14 protein-coding genes are annotated in these 16,609 nt (G+C 68.7%); 3 read left to right on the top strand and 11 right to left on the bottom strand.

Features of this window, described 5'->3' with window-relative positions:
* Positions 1 to 7: 7 nt before the first annotated feature.
* The gene (gene cysC, locus G9U51_RS12425) at positions 8 to 1,183 is read right to left on the bottom strand and encodes an adenylyl-sulfate kinase (RefSeq protein WP_166197252.1); all 1,176 of its coding nucleotides are present in this window, start codon (positions 1,181 to 1,183) and stop codon (positions 8 to 10) included.
* Positions 1,184 to 1,295: 112 nt separating this feature from the next.
* Between cysC and cysD the strand changes: the two genes are divergently transcribed.
* The 3 genes from cysD (at position 1,296) to G9U51_RS12410 (ending at position 5,819) form a co-directional block, all read left to right on the top strand.
* Positions 1,296 to 2,258 (top strand): sulfate adenylyltransferase subunit CysD, encoded by a 963-nt coding sequence (gene cysD, locus G9U51_RS12420; RefSeq protein ID WP_207948278.1) that lies wholly within the window; start codon positions 1,296 to 1,298, stop codon positions 2,256 to 2,258.
* Positions 2,259 to 3,497 carry a sulfate adenylyltransferase subunit 1 gene (locus G9U51_RS12415; RefSeq protein WP_166197251.1) on the top strand — a complete coding sequence of 413 codons (1,239 nt, stop codon included), beginning with the start codon at positions 2,259 to 2,261 and terminating at the stop codon, positions 3,495 to 3,497.
* A gap of 186 nt (positions 3,498 to 3,683) precedes the next feature.
* Positions 3,684 to 5,819: a catalase gene (locus G9U51_RS12410; protein WP_166197250.1), complete on the top strand. Its 2,136-nt coding sequence runs from the start codon at positions 3,684 to 3,686 to the stop codon at positions 5,817 to 5,819.
* Between the two features lie 140 nt (positions 5,820 to 5,959).
* Here G9U51_RS12410 and G9U51_RS12405 read toward each other — a convergent pair whose 3' ends face one another.
* The 10 genes from G9U51_RS12405 to G9U51_RS12360 form a co-directional block, all read right to left on the bottom strand.
* Positions 5,960 to 6,337 carry a PIN domain-containing protein gene (locus tag G9U51_RS12405; RefSeq protein ID WP_166197249.1) on the bottom strand — a complete coding sequence of 126 codons (378 nt, stop codon included), beginning with the start codon at positions 6,335 to 6,337 and terminating at the stop codon, positions 5,960 to 5,962.
* On the bottom strand, positions 6,334 to 6,579 hold the full coding sequence (locus tag G9U51_RS12400) for a type II toxin-antitoxin system Phd/YefM family antitoxin (RefSeq protein ID WP_166197248.1): 246 nt from the start codon (positions 6,577 to 6,579) through the stop codon (positions 6,334 to 6,336). The genes G9U51_RS12405 and G9U51_RS12400 overlap by 4 nt, the downstream gene beginning before the upstream one ends.
* A 123-nt stretch (positions 6,580 to 6,702) precedes the next feature.
* A complete protein-coding gene (locus G9U51_RS12395; protein WP_166197247.1) occupies positions 6,703 to 7,395 on the bottom strand; it encodes an SGNH hydrolase domain-containing protein in 693 nt (230 codons plus the stop codon).
* 22 nt (positions 7,396 to 7,417) lie between these two features.
* Positions 7,418 to 8,209 (bottom strand): putative glycoside hydrolase, encoded by a 792-nt coding sequence (locus tag G9U51_RS12390; RefSeq protein ID WP_166197246.1) that lies wholly within the window; start codon positions 8,207 to 8,209, stop codon positions 7,418 to 7,420.
* A gap of 398 nt (positions 8,210 to 8,607) precedes the next feature.
* Positions 8,608 to 9,543 carry a glycosyltransferase family 2 protein gene (locus tag G9U51_RS12385; RefSeq protein WP_166197245.1) on the bottom strand — a complete coding sequence of 312 codons (936 nt, stop codon included), beginning with the start codon at positions 9,541 to 9,543 and terminating at the stop codon, positions 8,608 to 8,610.
* Positions 9,540 to 11,654 (bottom strand): glycosyltransferase family 4 protein, encoded by a 2,115-nt coding sequence (locus tag G9U51_RS12380; protein WP_166197244.1) that lies wholly within the window; start codon positions 11,652 to 11,654, stop codon positions 9,540 to 9,542. The genes G9U51_RS12385 and G9U51_RS12380 overlap by 4 nt, the downstream gene beginning before the upstream one ends.
* A complete protein-coding gene (locus G9U51_RS12375; protein ID WP_166197243.1) occupies positions 11,647 to 12,729 on the bottom strand; it encodes an acyltransferase family protein in 1,083 nt (360 codons plus the stop codon). The genes G9U51_RS12380 and G9U51_RS12375 overlap by 8 nt, the downstream gene beginning before the upstream one ends.
* Positions 12,726 to 14,993 (bottom strand): N-acetylneuraminate synthase family protein, encoded by a 2,268-nt coding sequence (locus G9U51_RS12370; RefSeq protein WP_166197242.1) that lies wholly within the window; start codon positions 14,991 to 14,993, stop codon positions 12,726 to 12,728. The genes G9U51_RS12375 and G9U51_RS12370 overlap by 4 nt, the downstream gene beginning before the upstream one ends.
* Positions 14,990 to 15,658 carry an acylneuraminate cytidylyltransferase family protein gene (locus G9U51_RS12365; protein WP_166197241.1) on the bottom strand — a complete coding sequence of 223 codons (669 nt, stop codon included), beginning with the start codon at positions 15,656 to 15,658 and terminating at the stop codon, positions 14,990 to 14,992. The genes G9U51_RS12370 and G9U51_RS12365 overlap by 4 nt, the downstream gene beginning before the upstream one ends.
* Positions 15,655 to 16,569 carry a PIG-L family deacetylase gene (locus G9U51_RS12360; RefSeq protein ID WP_166197240.1) on the bottom strand — a complete coding sequence of 305 codons (915 nt, stop codon included), beginning with the start codon at positions 16,567 to 16,569 and terminating at the stop codon, positions 15,655 to 15,657. Before G9U51_RS12360 ends, G9U51_RS12365 begins: the two co-directional genes overlap by 4 nt.
* Positions 16,570 to 16,609 lie beyond the last annotated feature (40 nt).

Raw genomic sequence — 16,609 nt, 5'->3', positions numbered from 1 at the left:
ATAACCCTCAGTCGGGCAGCGCGCGCAGCACCGTCGCGACCGCGTCCTCGTCGGCCAGCCCGGTGGTGTCGATGACGAGATCGGCATCCAGCGGCGCCTCGTAGGGGGCGGAGATGCCGGTGAAGTCGGGGATCTCGCCGCGGCGGGCACGAGCGTAGAGCCCCTTGCGGTCGCGGCGCTCGCATTCGGTGAGCGGGGTGGCCACGTGCACCAGCACCAGCCGGGCCCCGGCGCGCTCCACCGTGCGGCGCACATCCCGTCGCGTCGCGTCATACGGCGCAATCGGGCAGGCGAGCACGAAGCCGCCGTGGGCCGCGATCTGCGCGCCGACCCAGCCGATCCGCCGGACATTGGTGTCGCGGTCCTGCGGGGAGAAGCCGAGGCCGGCGGACAGTTCGCGCCGCACCACGTCACCGTCGAGCAGGGTGACGGTTTCGCCGCGCGCGGTGAGGGCCTCGCGCACGCCGCGGGCGAGGGTCGACTTGCCCGAACCCGACAGACCGGTGAACAGCACGAAAGTGCCTGTGCTGCTTGGCTTTCCGTCAAGCGTGATCGTCTCGCCGATGCCGTATGCCGCTTCGATGGCTCGGCGGCGCTGCGGATGGGTCTCGAGGTTGACCGGCACGGCGGCGACGGTGAGGTCGGGGCGGGTCGCTGCGGCGGTGAGCGCGGATCGCAGGGCCGCGGCTGCGCGGTGCGACAGGTCGTGGCTGGGGGAGGTGGGCACCAGCAGCACGGCGTCGCGGGGTGCGTGCTCGGCGAGGTGGTCCGCGGCGTGCTCGACCCAGACCCCAGGTTTCGACGCGGAAGATCTCGGTGGTTGAGCAAGGGGCGAGCTTGCGGAAGATTTCGGTGGTTGAGCAAGGGGCGAGCTTGCGAGCCCCGCGTCGAAACCACTGGGCTCGTCGGGTTTCGAGGCGGTCGCTCGTTCCTCGCGCCCTTCCTCAACCAGCGACGAGCCATACAGCCCTGCGAACGCGCGGGAATCGTCTGTGCCCCAACGCAATTCGCCAGCCTCGACGGTCGCGACGACCACCCCTTCGAGGTCGACGAACTGCGCACCCTCCACCAGCTGCGGCAATTCCACCTCGGTCACCGGCAGCAGTCCGTCGCGCACGAGCATCAGCTCGTCCAGCGCGTCGGCGTCGAGCCGCACGGTGGTGGTCGCGAGGGTCACCGGCATACCTCTTTCGTCGTTCGGGGTCTGCCATATGGACGTCAGTCGCCGCAGGCATCCTTACCGATAACATAACGACGAGTTTTAGCAATGCCACCGGGCACCAAGGAGTGAGACGTTGAGCATCGAGGCACGCGCCGCCGACGCCGTCAACGACGCGCAGGACCAGCCGGACCAGCTCGACCAGCAGCGGCTCAGCGAGCTTGATCTGCTGGAGGCTGAGTCGATTCACATCCTGCGTGAGGTCGCGGCCGAGTTCGAGCGGCCGGTGCTGCTCTTCTCCGGCGGCAAGGACTCCATCACGATGCTTCGCTTGGCGCAGAAGGCTTTTCACCCGGCGCGCATCCCGTTCCCGCTGCTGCAGGTCGACACGGGTTACGACTTCCCGGAGGTGCTGCAGACGCGCGACAACTGGGTCGAGCGGCTCGGTGCGCGCCTCATTGTCGCGTCGGTCGAGCAGGCCATCGCCGATGGCGTCGTGGTCGACGACGGGCGCACCAGCCGCAACCGGCTGCAGATCGGCACGCTGCTGCACGCCATCGAGGAGCACGGGTTCACCGCGGCCTTCGGTGGCGGCCGCCGCGACGAGGAGAAGGCCCGGGCCAAGGAGCGCATCTACTCCCACCGCGACGACTTCGGCCAGTGGGACCCCAAGAACCAACGGCCCGAGCTGTGGTCGCTCTACAACGGCCGCATCCACCCCGGCGAGCACATGCGCGTCTTCCCGCTGTCCAACTGGACCGAGCTGGACATCTGGCACTACCTCGCGCGCGAGCAGGTGGAGATCCCGTCGATCTATTTCGCCCACCGCAGAAGGGTTTTCGAGCGCGACGGGATGTTGCTGTCGGAGTCGCCGCACAACCCGCTGCGCGACGGGGAGGTCGTCACCGAGCGTGAGGTCCGCTTCCGCACCGTGGGCGATCTGACCCTCACCGGATGCCTCGAGAGCACGGCCTCGTCATACGACCAGATCGTGCAGGAGGTGGCGGTGGCGCGGGTGACCGAGCGCGGCGCGACCCGCGGCGATGACCGGTTCTCCGAGGCCGCCATGGAGGACCGCAAGAAGGAGGGTTACTTCTAAATGGACCTGTTGCGTTTCGCCACCGCCGGCTCGGTCGACGACGGCAAGTCGACGCTCATCGGGCGGCTGCTGCTGGACTCCAAGGCGATCTTCGAAGACCAGCTCGAAGCGGTCGAATCCACTTCTCGCTCAAAGGGATACGACTACACCGACTTGGCGCTGCTGACTGACGGGTTGCGCTCGGAGCGGGAGCAGGGCATCACGATCGACGTGGCCTATCGCTATTTCGCGACGCCGCGGCGCAAGTTCATCATCGCCGACACCCCGGGGCACGTGGAGTACACCCGCAACATGGTCACCGGCGCCTCGACCGCCGACCTCGGGCTGGTGCTCGTCGACGCGCGGCGCGGGCTGTCCGAGCAGTCCCGGCGGCACGCGGTGTTGCTGTCGCTGCTCGGTGTGCCGCACATCGTGCTGGCGGTCAACAAGATGGACCTCGTCGATTACGACCAGGCCGTCTTCGACCGGATCGACGAGGAGTTCACCGCGTTCGCGGCCAAGCTCGACGTGCCGGGCATCAGCGTGATCCCGGTGTCCGCACTGCGCGGCGACAACGTCGTCGAGCGCTCGCAGCACATGCCGTGGTACGAGGGGCCGGCGCTGCTGGACTATCTCGAGACGGTCGAGGTGCGCCGCCGCTCCCGGGTCGCCGCGCGGCTGCCTGTGCAGTACGTCATCCGGCCCAAGTCGCAGGAGCATCACGACTATCGCGGGTATGCCGGCCGCGTTACCGGAGGTGCCTTCGCGCCGGGCGACGAGGTGGTCGTCCTGCCGAGCGGCCAGCGCTCGCGCATCGCCGGCATCGACCTGTTCGACCGCACGCTGGAGACGGCGCCCGACGGGCTCTCGGTGACCCTGCGGCTCGAGGACGACATCGACATCTCCCGCGGCGACGTGATCTGCGCGGTCGAGGCCGCGCCGGAGGTGACGCGCGCGGTCGAGGCCACGGTGTGCTGGATGGCGTCCGCCCCGCTGCGCACCGGGCAGAAGCTCGCGTTCAAGCACACGACGCGCACCGGCCGGGCCGTGGTCGGAGCGCTCGCCACCCAGCTCGACGTCAACACCCTCGAACCGCTCGGCTCGCCAGAATCGTTGGGGCTCAACGAAATCGGTCAGGTCACCTTGCGCTTGTCGCAGCCGATCGTCACCGACTCGTATGCCGACAATCGCACCACCGGCTCGTTCATCCTGATCGACGAGGCCACCGGGGTGACGGTCGGCGCCGGGCTCATCGCGTGAGCAGCTACTCGAACGAAATGTGAGAGTAGAAGTTTAGAGTAGCCCGTGCGAAGGCCAGGCTCATCTGACGGTTGGCCGGGCTGGGAGGCGCGGCACTCGGCATACCCAATGGTGCCCGGTGGCGGCGAAAGAATTTCGCACCTGTGGGTGGTGGGGCGAGCGGGGCCGCTGCCATACGGTGTGCCCATGACCTCTGAAACCACTCCGAAAAAGTCGGCCAAGGCTCCAGAGCGCGCCCCGTCCAAGACGCCCGAACCCACCGAGGTCGGCGACGTCAGCTACGGCAACGGCGGTGAACTGCACCAGAGCCCGAGCGAAGGCCAGGTGATGACCACCGCGCAGGGCGTCCCCATGTCGGACGACCAGAACAGCCTCAAGGTGGGCGACCGCGGCCCGACCCTGCTGGAAGACTTCGCGATGCGCGAGAAGATCTTCCACTTCGACCACGAGCGCATCCCGGAGCGGGTGGTGCACGCCCGCGGTTACGGCGCGCACGGCGTCTTCGAGTGCACCGACCCGATCCCGGAGATCACCCAGGCCGGCCTGTTCGCCGAGAAGGGCAAGCAGACCGAGACCTTCGTGCGGTTCTCGACCGTGGCGGGCAACCTGGGTTCGCCGGACCTCGCCCGCGATGTGCGCGGTTTCGCGGTGAAGTTCTACACCGACGAGGGCAACTGGGACCTGGTCGGCAACAACATCCCGGTCTTCTTCATCCAGGACGCGATCAAGTTCCCCGACCTCGTTCACTCGGTGAAGGAGGAGCAGGACAAGGGCTGGCCGCAGGCGCAGTCGGCGCACGACACCTTCTGGGATTTCGTGTCGCTCATGCCCGAGGCCACGCACATGACGTTGTGGCAGATGTCGGACCGGGCGATCCCGCGGTCGCTGCGGTTCATGCAGGGCTTCGGCGTGCACACCTTCCGGTTCGTCAACGCCGAGGGTGGCTCGACCTACGTGAAGTTCCACTGGACGCCGGTGCAGGGCGTGCAGTCGGTGGTGTGGAACGAAGCGGTCAAGATCAACGGTGCCGACCCCGACTTCCACCGCCGGGACCTGTGGGATGCGATCCAGTCCGGTGACTTCCCGCAGTGGGACCTCGGCGTGCAGTTGTTCGACGACGAGTTCGCCGACTCCTTCGACTTCGACATCCTCGACCCGACCAAGGTCGTGCCGGAGGAGCTGGTGCCGATCCGCACGATCGGGCGGATGACGCTCAACCGGGTCGTCGACAATGTCTTCGACGAGACCGAGCAGGTGGCGTTCTGCACCGGCAACGTCGTGCCGGGCATCGACTTCACCAACGACCCGCTGCTGCAGGGCCGCAACTTCTCCTATCTGGACACCCAGCTGAAGCGGCTCGGCAGCACCAATTTCACCCAGATCCCGGTGAACGCACCCCGCTGCCCGGTCGCGCACTTCCAGCGCGACGGTCACATGCAGATGGCGCAGCACTCCGGCACCGCCAACTACGAGCCCAATTCGTATGCCGGGGCCAACCGCGGCCCGCGTGCCGATGCCGAGCAGGGCTACCGCACGGTGGCGCGGGAGGAAGCCGGCCCGACGCGTCGCGTGCGGGCGGAGTCCTTCGCCGACCACTACAGCCAGGCGCGGCAGTTCTGGATCAGCCAGAGCGAGGTGGAGCAGCAGCACATCATCGACGGCTACACCTTCGAGCTGGGCAAGGTCGTCTCGCCCGACATCCGCAGCCGCGTGCTCGCCAACCTGCGCAATGTCGACGAGCAGCTCGCCGCGACGATCGCCGACGGGCTCGGCCTGGACCTGCCCAAGGCGTCGAAGCCGGCCGCGAAGGTCCGCACCGACCTCGACCCGTCGCCGAAGCTGTCGATGACGGCATACCTGCCGGAGTCCTTCGCGGGCCGCAAGATCGGCCTGCTGATCAGCGACGGCGCGGACGCCAAGCTGGTCAAGGCGATCCAGACGACCGCCAACAAGGCGGGCGTGCTGGTGAGCGTCGTCGCGCCGAAGGCCGGTGGGGCGAAGCTGTCCGACGGCACGCTGCTGGAGGCCGAGGACGCCATCGCCGGTGGCCCGTCGGTGCTCTTCGACGCTGTCGCGCTGGTGCCGGGGGAGGAGTCCGTCGCGCAGCTGGCCAAGCACCCGGCCGCCAAGGACTTCGTCAACGACGCCTTCAACCACTTCAAGTTCGTCGCGTATGCCGAGAGCGCCCAGCCGCTCTTCGACGCCACCGGGGTAGAGCCGGACGACGGCTTCGTCAAGGTGGGCGCGGCGAAGGACGTCACGACCTTCCTCGAGACCTGCGCCGCGCTGCGGTTCTGGGACCGCGAGGTCTTCACCGGCTGACGCTGAATCGTTCCAGCCGTTGAGGCCCCCGGTGCTCATATGCCGGGGGCCTCAACGCGTCACGAGACCGCTCAGAAACCCGCGTTCGCACACCGGTCACGCAGGAGCGAGGCCCTCCAGCGACAGTTCCCGCAGGTTGCTCACGGGCGATGCGCGGTGACGAGGTCGTTGATGATCTCGAAGTCGGCCAGGTTATGGGTGAGCAGCGGCGCTTCTTCGGCGATGGCGGTCGCCGCGATGGCCAGGTCCAGCTGACGGCGGCGTGGATTCCCACCTCGCTGGGTGACCGCGGCGGCCAGGCGACCCCAAATGCGGGCCACTTCGGCGCTGACGGGCAACGGATCGAAGGTCGCCTCCACGGCTGCCAGCCGCTGCACCCGGCGGGCGCGCTCGTCGTCATCTCGAGCCACCAGCACACCGAAGTGCAGTTCCGTGATCGACACGACGCTGATCCCAGCCTCCACGCCGGTCGGCGCATCGTCACCGATGAGCACCGAGGTGTCGAGGATGGCTTTCACTGCTCGAAGGGGTCGACCACACCCGCCTGCAGCTTGGCCAGGTCGTCGCTCAACGTGCGCGGGGCCAGGCCGTGCCAGACGGCATCGAGTGCCGGCCCGGCAACCCAGCGTCGCCGTTGGGCCGGGCTCAACTCCGCCACCGGGCGGCCGGCAACCGTCACCGTCAACGTTTCTCCAGCCTCGACGCGACGCAGGACATCGCTGACATCGTTGCGCAACTGCTTCTGCGGGATGGTGGCCATACCCAAGGGTAGCAGTTCTGCACCCGCGGGCCGATCGCGAGATCATCACCGCCAGGGCCTGCAGACCGTCCGCGTCACCGCCCGCATCCTCGGCCAGACTGCATCAGACTTCTTGCGGCCTGTTCAGGAGGTCGGCTGCGTGAGGGCTCGGGCGAAGAGTGTCCGCAGCCGCCAGCTCTCGGCCTGGGTGATGTGGACGCCGTCGCGGTAGATCCACTCCGTGTCCTGGTTCACGGCGCAGCGCGCGTTGGGACAGAGAGCGTCCCTGACCACGATGAGTCGCGCCGGTGTCCCTTGCAGTGCGTTGGCCTGGGCATCGAGAAGAAGTCGTTGGTCCCGGTCAGCCTGTGCGCGGCTGATGCTCGGCGCGCAGGTGCTGAGGGAGGTGCGCAGCTTCCAGTTTGGGCAGTCAGCAGGGTTCCACCAGTCCTCATAGGGGGTGACCGGGAAGTGGGGAGCGATTTGCACCACGTAGACGGGGTGTCCGGCGGCGGACAATGCCAGGACTGTCCGTCGGAGGCCGGCTGTCCACACCTTCGCCTTCTCTGCAGCGCTGGTCGCTCGCTCGCCGGTCGCCGGATCGATGAGGGCGGTCCGCGGGTTCGACAGTTCGGCTGCGCTCATGCCGAGGATGACGGGTGCCCCGTCGCGGTGGCTGGTGAGCCATGACGTTGAGCCGGTGACATAGCGACGGCATCCGGCGGGATCGCGTCGGCCGGATTCGATCACGATGTCGATGAGCGGGCACGACGACCAGGTGGCGACCTGAACCCTGCGGGTCTTTTGCAGGGCTCCGATCACCGCCAGGTCGTACATGGCCGCGTTGGTCGGTCGCTGGTCACCACATGGTCATCATGGAGTCGCACGGTCCGACCGTGCAAGGCGAGACCGTGCGGCCGGTCTGGTTGACCGAGTTGCCGGTCGACTGGCTGCTGGACGTCGGGTTGACCGCCACCCAGCCGTTGTCGAACTCACGCACCCACACGCCATTGGACAGCAGCTTGGGCGCGGTGAGCGGCCGGCCGAGGTTGGTGCAGGCGACCGGCAGGTTGGAGGTGCCGGCGACATTGGAGGGGATGTAGATCGACGCGCCGCCGCTCTTGCAGCCGCTTTGCATGAGGAAGGTCGCGCGGTGGTAGCGCTGGGTCTTGTAGTCGGTCGGGTCACCCCAGGTGATGCCGACGGCCTGGCGACCACGGGCTTCGATGCGCGCGACCTGCTGGCGGCGCCACTCCCAGTCGCCGCCGCCATAGAGCGGCCACTGCGAGGAGGAGTAGTCGCCCGGCTTGGCGTAGTGCTCGATCGACAGGCCGTTGAAGTAGGTCGTCCAGGTGTCGATGATGCTCGGCCAGTTGCCGTTGAAGGAGGTGTTGGCCAGGACCGTGAGACCGGCCGCCTGCAGTTGCGGCGCAACGGCTTTGGCCCACGCGATCTCGGCATTCCACACCGATCCGCCGGTGAAATTCACCGGGAAGCCGGTGCTCGGGTGCGACCACTCGCAGACGACATCGTCCAGGAAGATCCCGTCGAAGCCGGCCGCGCGGCAGGTGGAGATCAGGACTGGAGAACTGCGAGTGGTGCTGACCGATGAACAACGGGCCGTCCGGGCTCCTGCGGTAGCCGGACGCATCGAGCGTCATACGGGATGAGACATGGGTGAACACCACGGCCGTCGACTGGTCGAGTCCTTCCACCAAGCGGCGCAGGCGCGTCAGGCTGCGCCGCCGGTCTCCTCGCTTGCGGACCAGCCGGGCGAGCCCGCGCGTGCGCGCAGCGACCCCGGTCGTGCCGCGGAAGACCGGTCCCCGGTGCAGGCCCTCGTCGGTGAAAACGGTGAGATCGGCGTGACCCAGCGCCGCATCGCCCGGCCAGATCGAGACGATCTGCACCTCGACGCCGGCGCGGCGGAGCGCGAGCGTGAAATTGCGCACGAAGGTCGACCCGCCGCTGATCTCGGGATGACGGGGAGCGATCAGCAGGACCCGCCGACAGCGCTCCGGCCACGCCGGAAGGTCCCGGGCCGCGGCCTCAGAGGTCATCGGTCACCCCGGATCCGCGGGCGTATCCGGCGACGGCCGCGGCCTCGACGACCGCGGCGACCGCCTTGCGCGCGACCGGGGTGGGCAGGTGCTCGATCGCCGCATCGATTCGTCGGCTCAGCGCTTCGGTTCGCCGGTAGTCCAGGCCGCGGGACAACCCGCTGACCACCGCGGTCCACGCGCTCGTCACCCGCAGGTCGCTCGGGCCCGAGGTGCCGGGGCCGTGAATGTCGTCGAAGAGATGTCGCGCCTGCCCGGACAGGAAGGCTCGTCGCGCGCGGCTGAGGGTCGTGGTGGCCGCCGCGTGGTGGCTGATCTCGAGCGAGGGATCGAGCACGATCGGCACGCCGTGCTGGTGCAGGCGGTAGCCATAGTCGATGTCCTCCCAGCCGTAGGCGCGATAGCGCACGTCATACGGTCCGACCTGCTCCCAGGTCGACCGGGAGATGGAGCAGTTGCCGGCCCAGAATCGCCAGCGGTCCTGCGCGCCCGCGCGGTAGGCGGCGGCCCGGTGCAGCTCGTCCGCGTGGTTGCCATAGACCCGCGCGTATGCCGTGGCCGCCAGCTGGTTGCGGACCAGCCCGACCACCCCGATCGGCCCCGATGCGCTGGCGTGCTGGCGGACATGCCTGCTGAGGTATGACGGATCCGGCTCGAGGTCGTCATCGCAGCGGATCAACACCTGTCCGCTCGCACGCTCGAAGCCGGCGTTGAGGGCAGCGACTCGGCCCCGGTTGTCCGGGAAGACCACCGTCCGCAGCGGCAGCCCGGCATACCCCTGGACGATGGCGGCACTGTCGTCGACCGCTCCGTCGATGACGATGACGGCTTCCCAGTCGTCGTGATCCTGGCGGCTCAGCGCCTCGATCAGCCGAGGAAGTCGTGCTGCGCCCCGATAGGTCGGCACCACCACCGAAGCCTTCATGGGCCCTCCTGTGCGTCGCTGATGCCGAGGTCGTGCAGCAGTCGAGCGAACCGGTCCCGACCGGCGTCGGGGGAGAACTCGGCGAGCCAGCGGCCGTATGACGCCTCGACCCGCTGCGGCCAGGACGCCCTCGAGGCGCGCGCGATCATCGTGGCGAGCGAGCGAGGGTCACCGGCACGCGCGATCCACGGGTAGGTGTGGCCCGCGACTTCCGGCAGCGCGCCGGCGTCACTGATGACGAAGGGGCAGCGTGCCGCCATCGCCTCGGCGACGACGAGTCCGAAGGGCTCGTCCCAGGTGGAGGGGAAGATGGCCAGATCAATGGCCGAGAAGAACTCCTCCCGGTCGATCCAGCCTCGCTGGTCCACCAGGTGGGCCACCGGCGCGAGCGATGCGTGCACCTTCGCGGCGTCCCGTGAGTCCACGAACCGTGACTCTCCCGCGAGCACCAGCCGGTAGGCGTCGGGTTCGGCTGCGTGCAGCTGCTGCAGCGCCTCACCGAGCACGGCGACACCCTTGTCGGTGGACAGCCGCCCCAGATAACCCAGCACCATCGGTCGGTGCGGATCACCCTCGGCTCGTGCCTCCCGAGGGGCTGCTGATGGCAACTCGGCCGTCCAGTTCCACAGCGCGGTGCTGCCGGATATCCGGTCGGCGACGAAATGCGAGGGCACCACGGTCGCGATCGTGCCGGCCCGGGCAGTGCGCGCGGCCGCGACGAGCTTGCCGGTCGGGATCTGGTGCAGGTGGACCACCCTGCGGGGATGTCCGGCTGTGGCGAGTGCGGGGCGTAATCCGTTGCACCACAACGCGCCCCGGCGACAGCGCCGGTCCCAGCGGCGCAGGTTGGCCAGATAGGACCGGGCCGAGGTGCCAGGAATCTCCACAACGTCGAAGTGCTCGTCTCGCAGCAGCCGCGCCGTGCCCGCGGGCTGGGCCGGTGCCGCGACCACGGGCTGGTGGCCGAGTGCGCGGAGCGCCTGTGCGATGCGCAGGAGCATCACCTCACCTCCACCGATCTCGCCTTGGTTGGCCGCGATGGTCACCGTGGGTGGTGCCGCTCCCGCGCCGCTCATCCGGTAGACCGCGACGATCTTTTCGGTCATCTGCGTGACCGTCGGGATCGCCTCGGGCACGGCCGGCCGAGCGCTCGGGTCGGTGCCCTGCTCCAGTGTGGCCGCAACCATCCGGTCGGTGTCGGTCACCGGGGCAAGGCAGTGCGGCGGCAGGATCTCGCCGTTGCCGCCGATGTCGCTCGCGACCACGCCCATGCCGTGATTGACCGCATCGAGCAAGGTGTAGGACAGGTTGTCGGCGCGGGAGGGCTGCAGCAGCACGTCATGTGACTGCATCGCCTCGACCGGGTCGACATGCCCCGGGAAGGAGACCCGGTCGGTGACCCCGAGCTCCGATGCCAGAGCGTGCAACCGAGGGCCCTCGGGTCCGTCACCGGCGATGGTCAGCGACGCGTCCGGGTGCTCCTGCACCAACCGCGCGAAGACCGCCAAGGTCTGGTCGATGTTCTTCTCCGGCGACAACCGGGCGAGCGACAAGATCCGCAATCCGGACCCGCGCGGAGCGCGCGGGAGGCGGTCGATTCCGTTGCGCACCACCGAGATTGGCGTGCTGGGCTGCCAGTGCCGGCGCATATCGCGCGCGGTCGACTCGCTGACCGCGATGAGGTGGGCGAACCGGCGGATGCGCACCCGGTGGGCGACCTGCCGGGTGACCGCCTTGGCCCGGGTGCCGTGGAAGATCAGCGGGTCTTCGGGGATGTGGTGCTCGGTCGAGACGAGCGTCGTCGGCAACCCCGTGGTGGCCATCGCCGCGAGGAAGTCCGCCTTGGCCAGATGGGAGTGGACCACCTGCGGGCGCAGCGTCGTCACCGTCCGTCGCAAGTCGGCCACGGTATGCCGGACCGACTGGCCATCGACATCGAGCGGGATCACCGGGCAGTCCAGACCCCGCAACTCGTCGAGCAACGGCCCCTCAGGAGCGGTCACCACCAGCCGCCAGCCGGGCAGGCCGACCCGGGCGACGTCGAGGATGTGGCGCGCCACCCTGGCGAGGTTGGCGACCGGCGCGACCCACAGCACCACCGGGTCAGGCATTGGTCGGCTCCCCGCCGGCGCTTGGGGCATGAGGTGGAGCTGGTCGAGCCCGGAGCCGGACGCTGATGGCCCGGGTCAGGCGTCGCTCGATCACTTCGTGCACTCCCCAGGCAAGTGCGAGCACCACCGCGAACGCGATCAACCGGGACCCATAGGGGCCGAGCCGTTCATCGGTGCGGACGATGATCGCGTACCCGATGTTCTGATGGAGCAGATAGAGCGGGTAGCTCACGGCCCCCAGCCACAGCAGGACCCGGGTGTTCAGCCAGGCGAAGCGGTTGGTCAGGGTGACGGCCGCGAAGGCGAGCGTCAGCAGGAACACGACAGGCGCAAGCCGCCAGCCCTCGATTAGCCCCTGGGTCGCGGTGGCCGCCAGCGCGAGGAAGGCCGGGAGCAGCAGGCCCCGTCGTTGTCCCAGTCGCATTTCATACATCACCATGCCGAAGCTGAACAGCGGCGCATACTGGCTGGCCGTCGCGCTGACCAGCAAGTGAGTCACGTTGCCGGGACGCATCCAGGACAGCGTGCACAAAGCAAGTCCGAAGAGGGTCCAGACCACGGCGATGCGGGTCGTGACGCGCGAGGTCAGGCGTCCGCGCATGACCACGAGTGCGGCCGCGACGATCAGGTAGAACGTGATCTCCCGGGCGAGCGACCAGTACGCGCCGTCCAGGTCGCGCACCCGAAGGAAGCTCTGCAGCATCGTGTAGTTCACGGCGACCACGTCGGCCGGTTGACCCAGCACGCTGACACCGGTCGCAGAGGTGACGAGCAGCGTCACGGTGACGCAGGCCCAGTACGTCGGGTAGAGGCGAACGGCCCGGGCCAGGCCGAAGGCGCGCGCGGAGCGCTTCTGGCGCGCGGTCATGAGGATGACGAACCCGCTGATCATGAAGAACAGCTGGACCCCGAGAGCGCCAGCCCGGAAGGTCACCGGAAATCGTCGATGCCCGGGGAAGAACTCGTCGAACAAGGTCGTGTAATGAAAGGCGACCACCGCGCACGCCGCGATGCCACGCAGCGCGTCCAGCTCACCGAAGCGCCCACGTGCGCGATCTTCCACCGGGACGCTCACAACCAGGCCTCGAGCCGGTCGAGCGCGGTCCAGAAACCTTCCCCGTCGTTGACATGCCCCTGCCAGATCTCCGGGATGAACGGGACGCCCGGCGCGAGTCGGTCGAGCTGCAAAGCCGTTGCGGGCCAATCGATTTCGCCTTCGCCGATCTGCGGTCCCTCACCGTCGACGCCCTCCGCGTCGACGACGTGCAGGTGCTCGGCCAGGGGAGCCAGGCGCTCGACATACTCGCTGAACGGGCGCTTGGTGAAATTCGCGGCGAGCTTGGAGTGCGACAGGTCGAGCGTGAGGCGACGGCCGTGCTGCTCGCAGAAGTCCACGGTGTCGTCGAGCGCCATGAACAGGTTGTGGTGCTGCTGGCCGCCCATCAGCCACGGATAAGGCGGCAGCGTCTGCGCGGTGAGTCGCACCCCGGACTCGTCGATCCGTTCGAGCGCCTGCGCGACCCGGGCGTAGCGCGCCGGCCGGTCCTCGGGGGCGATGAACGCGTCGCGGGTGAATCCGCCCATCGTGCAGATGACCACCGGGGGCTGTGGAGTGTCGAACCATCGGCCGAGGTCGCGGGTGATGCCGATGACCCGCTGCACCTCGGCGATCGAGCGCTCCCAGGTGGCGTCGTCGGCGCTGGCGAGGTCGATGATGAAATCCCCGGCATACAGATCGGGGCAGTGCACGGTGTGGAAGATCCCCTCGAACCGGCCGCCGAGCAGGCGGCCGATGGTGTCGGCGTCCATCTCGACGTCCTTGTAGGACAGGTGGAACTCCAGGAAGTTGGGGTTGGCCTCGCCATTGGCCAGCAGCCGCCGCGCGTCGTGGTAACGGACCGGCAGACCCCACGGGCGGCGGAAGGCATAGGCGCGGCCCCGCGAGACGGTGTCGGTGAGATCGGTCGGATAGAAGAAGTCACCGGCCGCGATCGGCCGACGCAGCGTCCGCCCGAGCAGCTCCTCCAGATGGTTGGGCTGCAGGCCACGACCGGGTGACTTGACCGCCACGGCGTCCCGCGTGATGGTGTCGCCCTCGGCGAGCGCGCGGGTGGCCACCAGCGATTTGGCGAGATTGGCGCGGTTCATCAGCTCGCCGGTCGACACGGTGCGGGCCTCGCCGCTGCCGAGGGCGCTCTCGACATCGCGGATGCGCAGCACCATCTCGGCGAACTCCTCGGGCAGCAGCGACACCTGGTGGTCGTTGCCTTCGAGTGACTTGTCGATGGTGAAATGCTTTTCGATGACGTGCGCGCCGCGGGCGACGGCAGCGACCGGCACGTGGAAGCCGCGCTCGTGCCCGGAATATCCGACCGGGCAGGAGCCCAGCTCGGCGAGCCGGTCCATATAGCGCAGGTGGACATCCTTGTAGGGCGCCGGATAGGTCGACTGGCATTGCAGCAGCACGAATTGCGCTCCCGCGCGTTGCAGCACCTCGATGCTGGCGGCGATCTCGTCCTCGGTCGACATACCGGTCGAGACCAGCAGCGGCAGGTGCTCGGCCGCGCAGGCCCGCAGCAATTGGTGGTTGGTCAGGTCGGCGCTCGCGATCTTCAGCGCGGGCACGCCGTAGTCGGCCAGCACCCGCAGCGACGGCTCGTCCCAGGGCGTGCAGAACGCGTCGATATCGACTGCCCGGCAGTGGTCCAGCACCTCGACCATTTGCTCGGGGGAGAAGGAGTATTTCGCCAGCAGGTTCATCGTGTATTGCGGGCCGAGGTCCTCCCCGGCGCTCGCGCTCACATCGCCCTGACGGTAGAGCGAGCTCAGGTCGCGCAGCTGGAATTTCACCGCGTCCGCCCCGGCGCGCTTGGCCAGATCGACGAGTTGCTTGGCCAGCGCCACATCGCCCTGGTGGTTGTTGCCGATCTCGGCGATGACCAGCGCGCGATGGCCGTCACCGACCGTATGCCGCCCGATCCGGATCTCCTGCGTCGACGGACGAGCGATGGCCTCCAGATGGCCACGCTCGTCGACCAGCGGCACCACCTCGACGCCGGGCCGGAAGGCGGCTCGCACTGTCGCGGTGTCCGAACCGAAGGCCACCTTCACCGGGTTGCGGTTGGCGGCAGCCAGGACGGCGGTGTCGAGGTCGATCGGCGATTGCGTGGTCACCCAGCGCCGGAAGTCGCCGTCGGAGAAGGAGCCCTGCAGGATGCCGTGCCCGTCGACGCAGAAGACGATGCCGGCCTTGTTGTCGTTGATCTTGGTGAGTGCCGTGAGGATCGAGTCCTCGCCGTGGACGGTGAACGGGCGGACCTGGCGCTCGATGCTGGTCATCGTTGCCCCCGGTGCACCAGGAACTCAGCCAGGGCGAAATCCTCGACCGTGTCGATGTCGAGACCCTCGACCGGATCCATCACGAACAGCCCGATCCGCCCGCCGAGCCGGTTGTGCTCGCGTTCGTAGATGTCGGTGCGGGTGAGGTATGCCGATCCGGTCTCGCGGTAGCGCAGTTGGTCCGGCGCCATGTCCTGGCGGCGCGGACGGGCGGTGTAGGGATAAAGCGGCCTCACCTCGGGCTCCTTCTGCCAGAGGAAGATCTCGGCGGGCACGACGCCGACCATCGAGTCCACGCCGCTCTCGTCGAACTCCCGCAGCATGCGGGCGAGCGTCCCCTCCAACCGGATCGGCGAGGTGACCTGCAGGAACATCACTCGCTCGGGGCGCTGCGGCAGTTGTGCGATCGCGTGCCCGATCACCGGCTCGGAGGCCGTGGTGTCCTGGGCGAGATCGTCGGGGCGGCGGATGACCTGGGCGCCGGCGTGCGCGGCAATCTCGGCGATTTCGTCGTCCTCGGTCGAGACATAGGGGACCAGCCCCTCGGTCGCCAGCACTTGCTCGATGGTCCAGCTGATCAGCGGTTTGCCACCGAGCGGCTTGAGGTTTTTGCGAGGGACGCCCTTCGAGCCACCGCGGGCCGGGATGATCGCTGGAGTGATCATGGCGTGCCCCCGGTCACCAGCCAGTAGGTCTCGGTCGGCGCGAATTCGTCCCGGCGGGACAGGCGGTTGCGCTCATCGAGGGCGGGCAGCTGGGAGGCATAGGCCTGCACGTGGCGAAACTTGTCGGCGACATCGACGGGCAGCTCGACCGCCTCGGCGGTGAGTCCGCGCGACCGGGCTAGCCGGGCGATCTCGCGCGCGCCGCGGGCGTGCCACAGATAGGGCAGGTCCTCGAAACAGACGACGGTCCGCCCGGGGGTGCATAGCTCGAGCACGGCGTCGCGCACGTCCAGATGGTCGGGATTGGCGGCCATGCCGGCTCGCTGGGCCTTGCGCCGCCGGCGTTGGTAGTCGGCGTGCATCGCCCATCGGATCGCTCCGACGGTTCGCCCTCGCAGCCCGGACGGGGAGCCCGAATCCGTTGGGGGAGAGGCAGATTCGTCCGGATCCGTGGCCGGGGTGCTGGGTCGGAACCGTTCGCGCAGGATCTCCCAGGCCGCACGCTGCACGTGCACGCCCGCCCCCGCTGGCGCCACGACAACGCCCGTCGGATTGGTGGCGAGCCACTCCGCCAGCTCGGTCCGGAAGGCCGCAAGATCGCGCCGGCGGTGAGCCCGGTCGGCATACGCGCCGTCGAGATAGGGCAACCGGCGCACAATCAGGCCGGTGCCGGCGAAGGCACGCGAGTCCTCCTCCAGTCGCGCCGCCATCGTCTCGGAGGAGTCGGCGAAACCGGACGCCTCGTCCCAGCGGGTGCGGCGCGGCGGCTGCGGGATGCCGGCGAAGACCGTCCACACCTCGCACCGCACCGACTGCAGGACCGCGGCGGCACTCAGCCAGGCATCGTCCAGGTGGGGTGACAGCACGAGCACCGGTCGGTCGGCAAGGCCGAGATCCGCGACCGTCCCCATGTCCCCTCCAAGCCGCCGGTGTGCGGGCGATTCGAATACT

Origin of the sequence: Metallococcus carri (assembly GCF_011440275.1) — a bacterium.
Taxonomy (GTDB): domain Bacteria; phylum Actinomycetota; class Actinomycetes; order Actinomycetales; family Dermatophilaceae; genus Metallococcus; species Metallococcus carri.
This window is presented reverse-complemented; position numbering and strand designations above follow the sequence as displayed.

What these genes read in the sequence shown, in the direction of transcription:
- cysC (WP_166197252.1), bottom strand. Translation starts at nt 1,183, where the DNA reads ATGCCGGTGACCCTCGCGACCACCACCGTGCGGCTCGACGCCGACGCG.
- G9U51_RS12415 (WP_166197251.1), top strand. Translation starts at nt 2,259, where the DNA reads ATGGACCTGTTGCGTTTCGCCACCGCCGGCTCGGTCGACGACGGCAAG.
- G9U51_RS12410 (WP_166197250.1), top strand. Translation starts at nt 3,684, where the DNA reads ATGACCTCTGAAACCACTCCGAAAAAGTCGGCCAAGGCTCCAGAGCGC.
- G9U51_RS12400 (WP_166197248.1), bottom strand. Translation starts at nt 6,579, where the DNA reads ATGGCCACCATCCCGCAGAAGCAGTTGCGCAACGATGTCAGCGATGTC.
- G9U51_RS12395 (WP_166197247.1), bottom strand. Translation starts at nt 7,395, where the DNA reads ATGTACGACCTGGCGGTGATCGGAGCCCTGCAAAAGACCCGCAGGGTT.
- G9U51_RS12390 (WP_166197246.1), bottom strand. Translation starts at nt 8,209, where the DNA reads ATGCGTCCGGCTACCGCAGGAGCCCGGACGGCCCGTTGTTCATCGGTC.
- G9U51_RS12385 (WP_166197245.1), bottom strand. Translation starts at nt 9,543, where the DNA reads ATGAAGGCTTCGGTGGTGGTGCCGACCTATCGGGGCGCAGCACGACTT.
- G9U51_RS12380 (WP_166197244.1), bottom strand. Translation starts at nt 11,654, where the DNA reads ATGCCTGACCCGGTGGTGCTGTGGGTCGCGCCGGTCGCCAACCTCGCC.
- G9U51_RS12370 (WP_166197242.1), bottom strand. Translation starts at nt 14,993, where the DNA reads ATGACCAGCATCGAGCGCCAGGTCCGCCCGTTCACCGTCCACGGCGAG.
- G9U51_RS12365 (WP_166197241.1), bottom strand. Translation starts at nt 15,658, where the DNA reads ATGATCACTCCAGCGATCATCCCGGCCCGCGGTGGCTCGAAGGGCGTC.
- G9U51_RS12360 (WP_166197240.1), bottom strand. Translation starts at nt 16,569, where the DNA reads ATGGGGACGGTCGCGGATCTCGGCCTTGCCGACCGACCGGTGCTCGTG.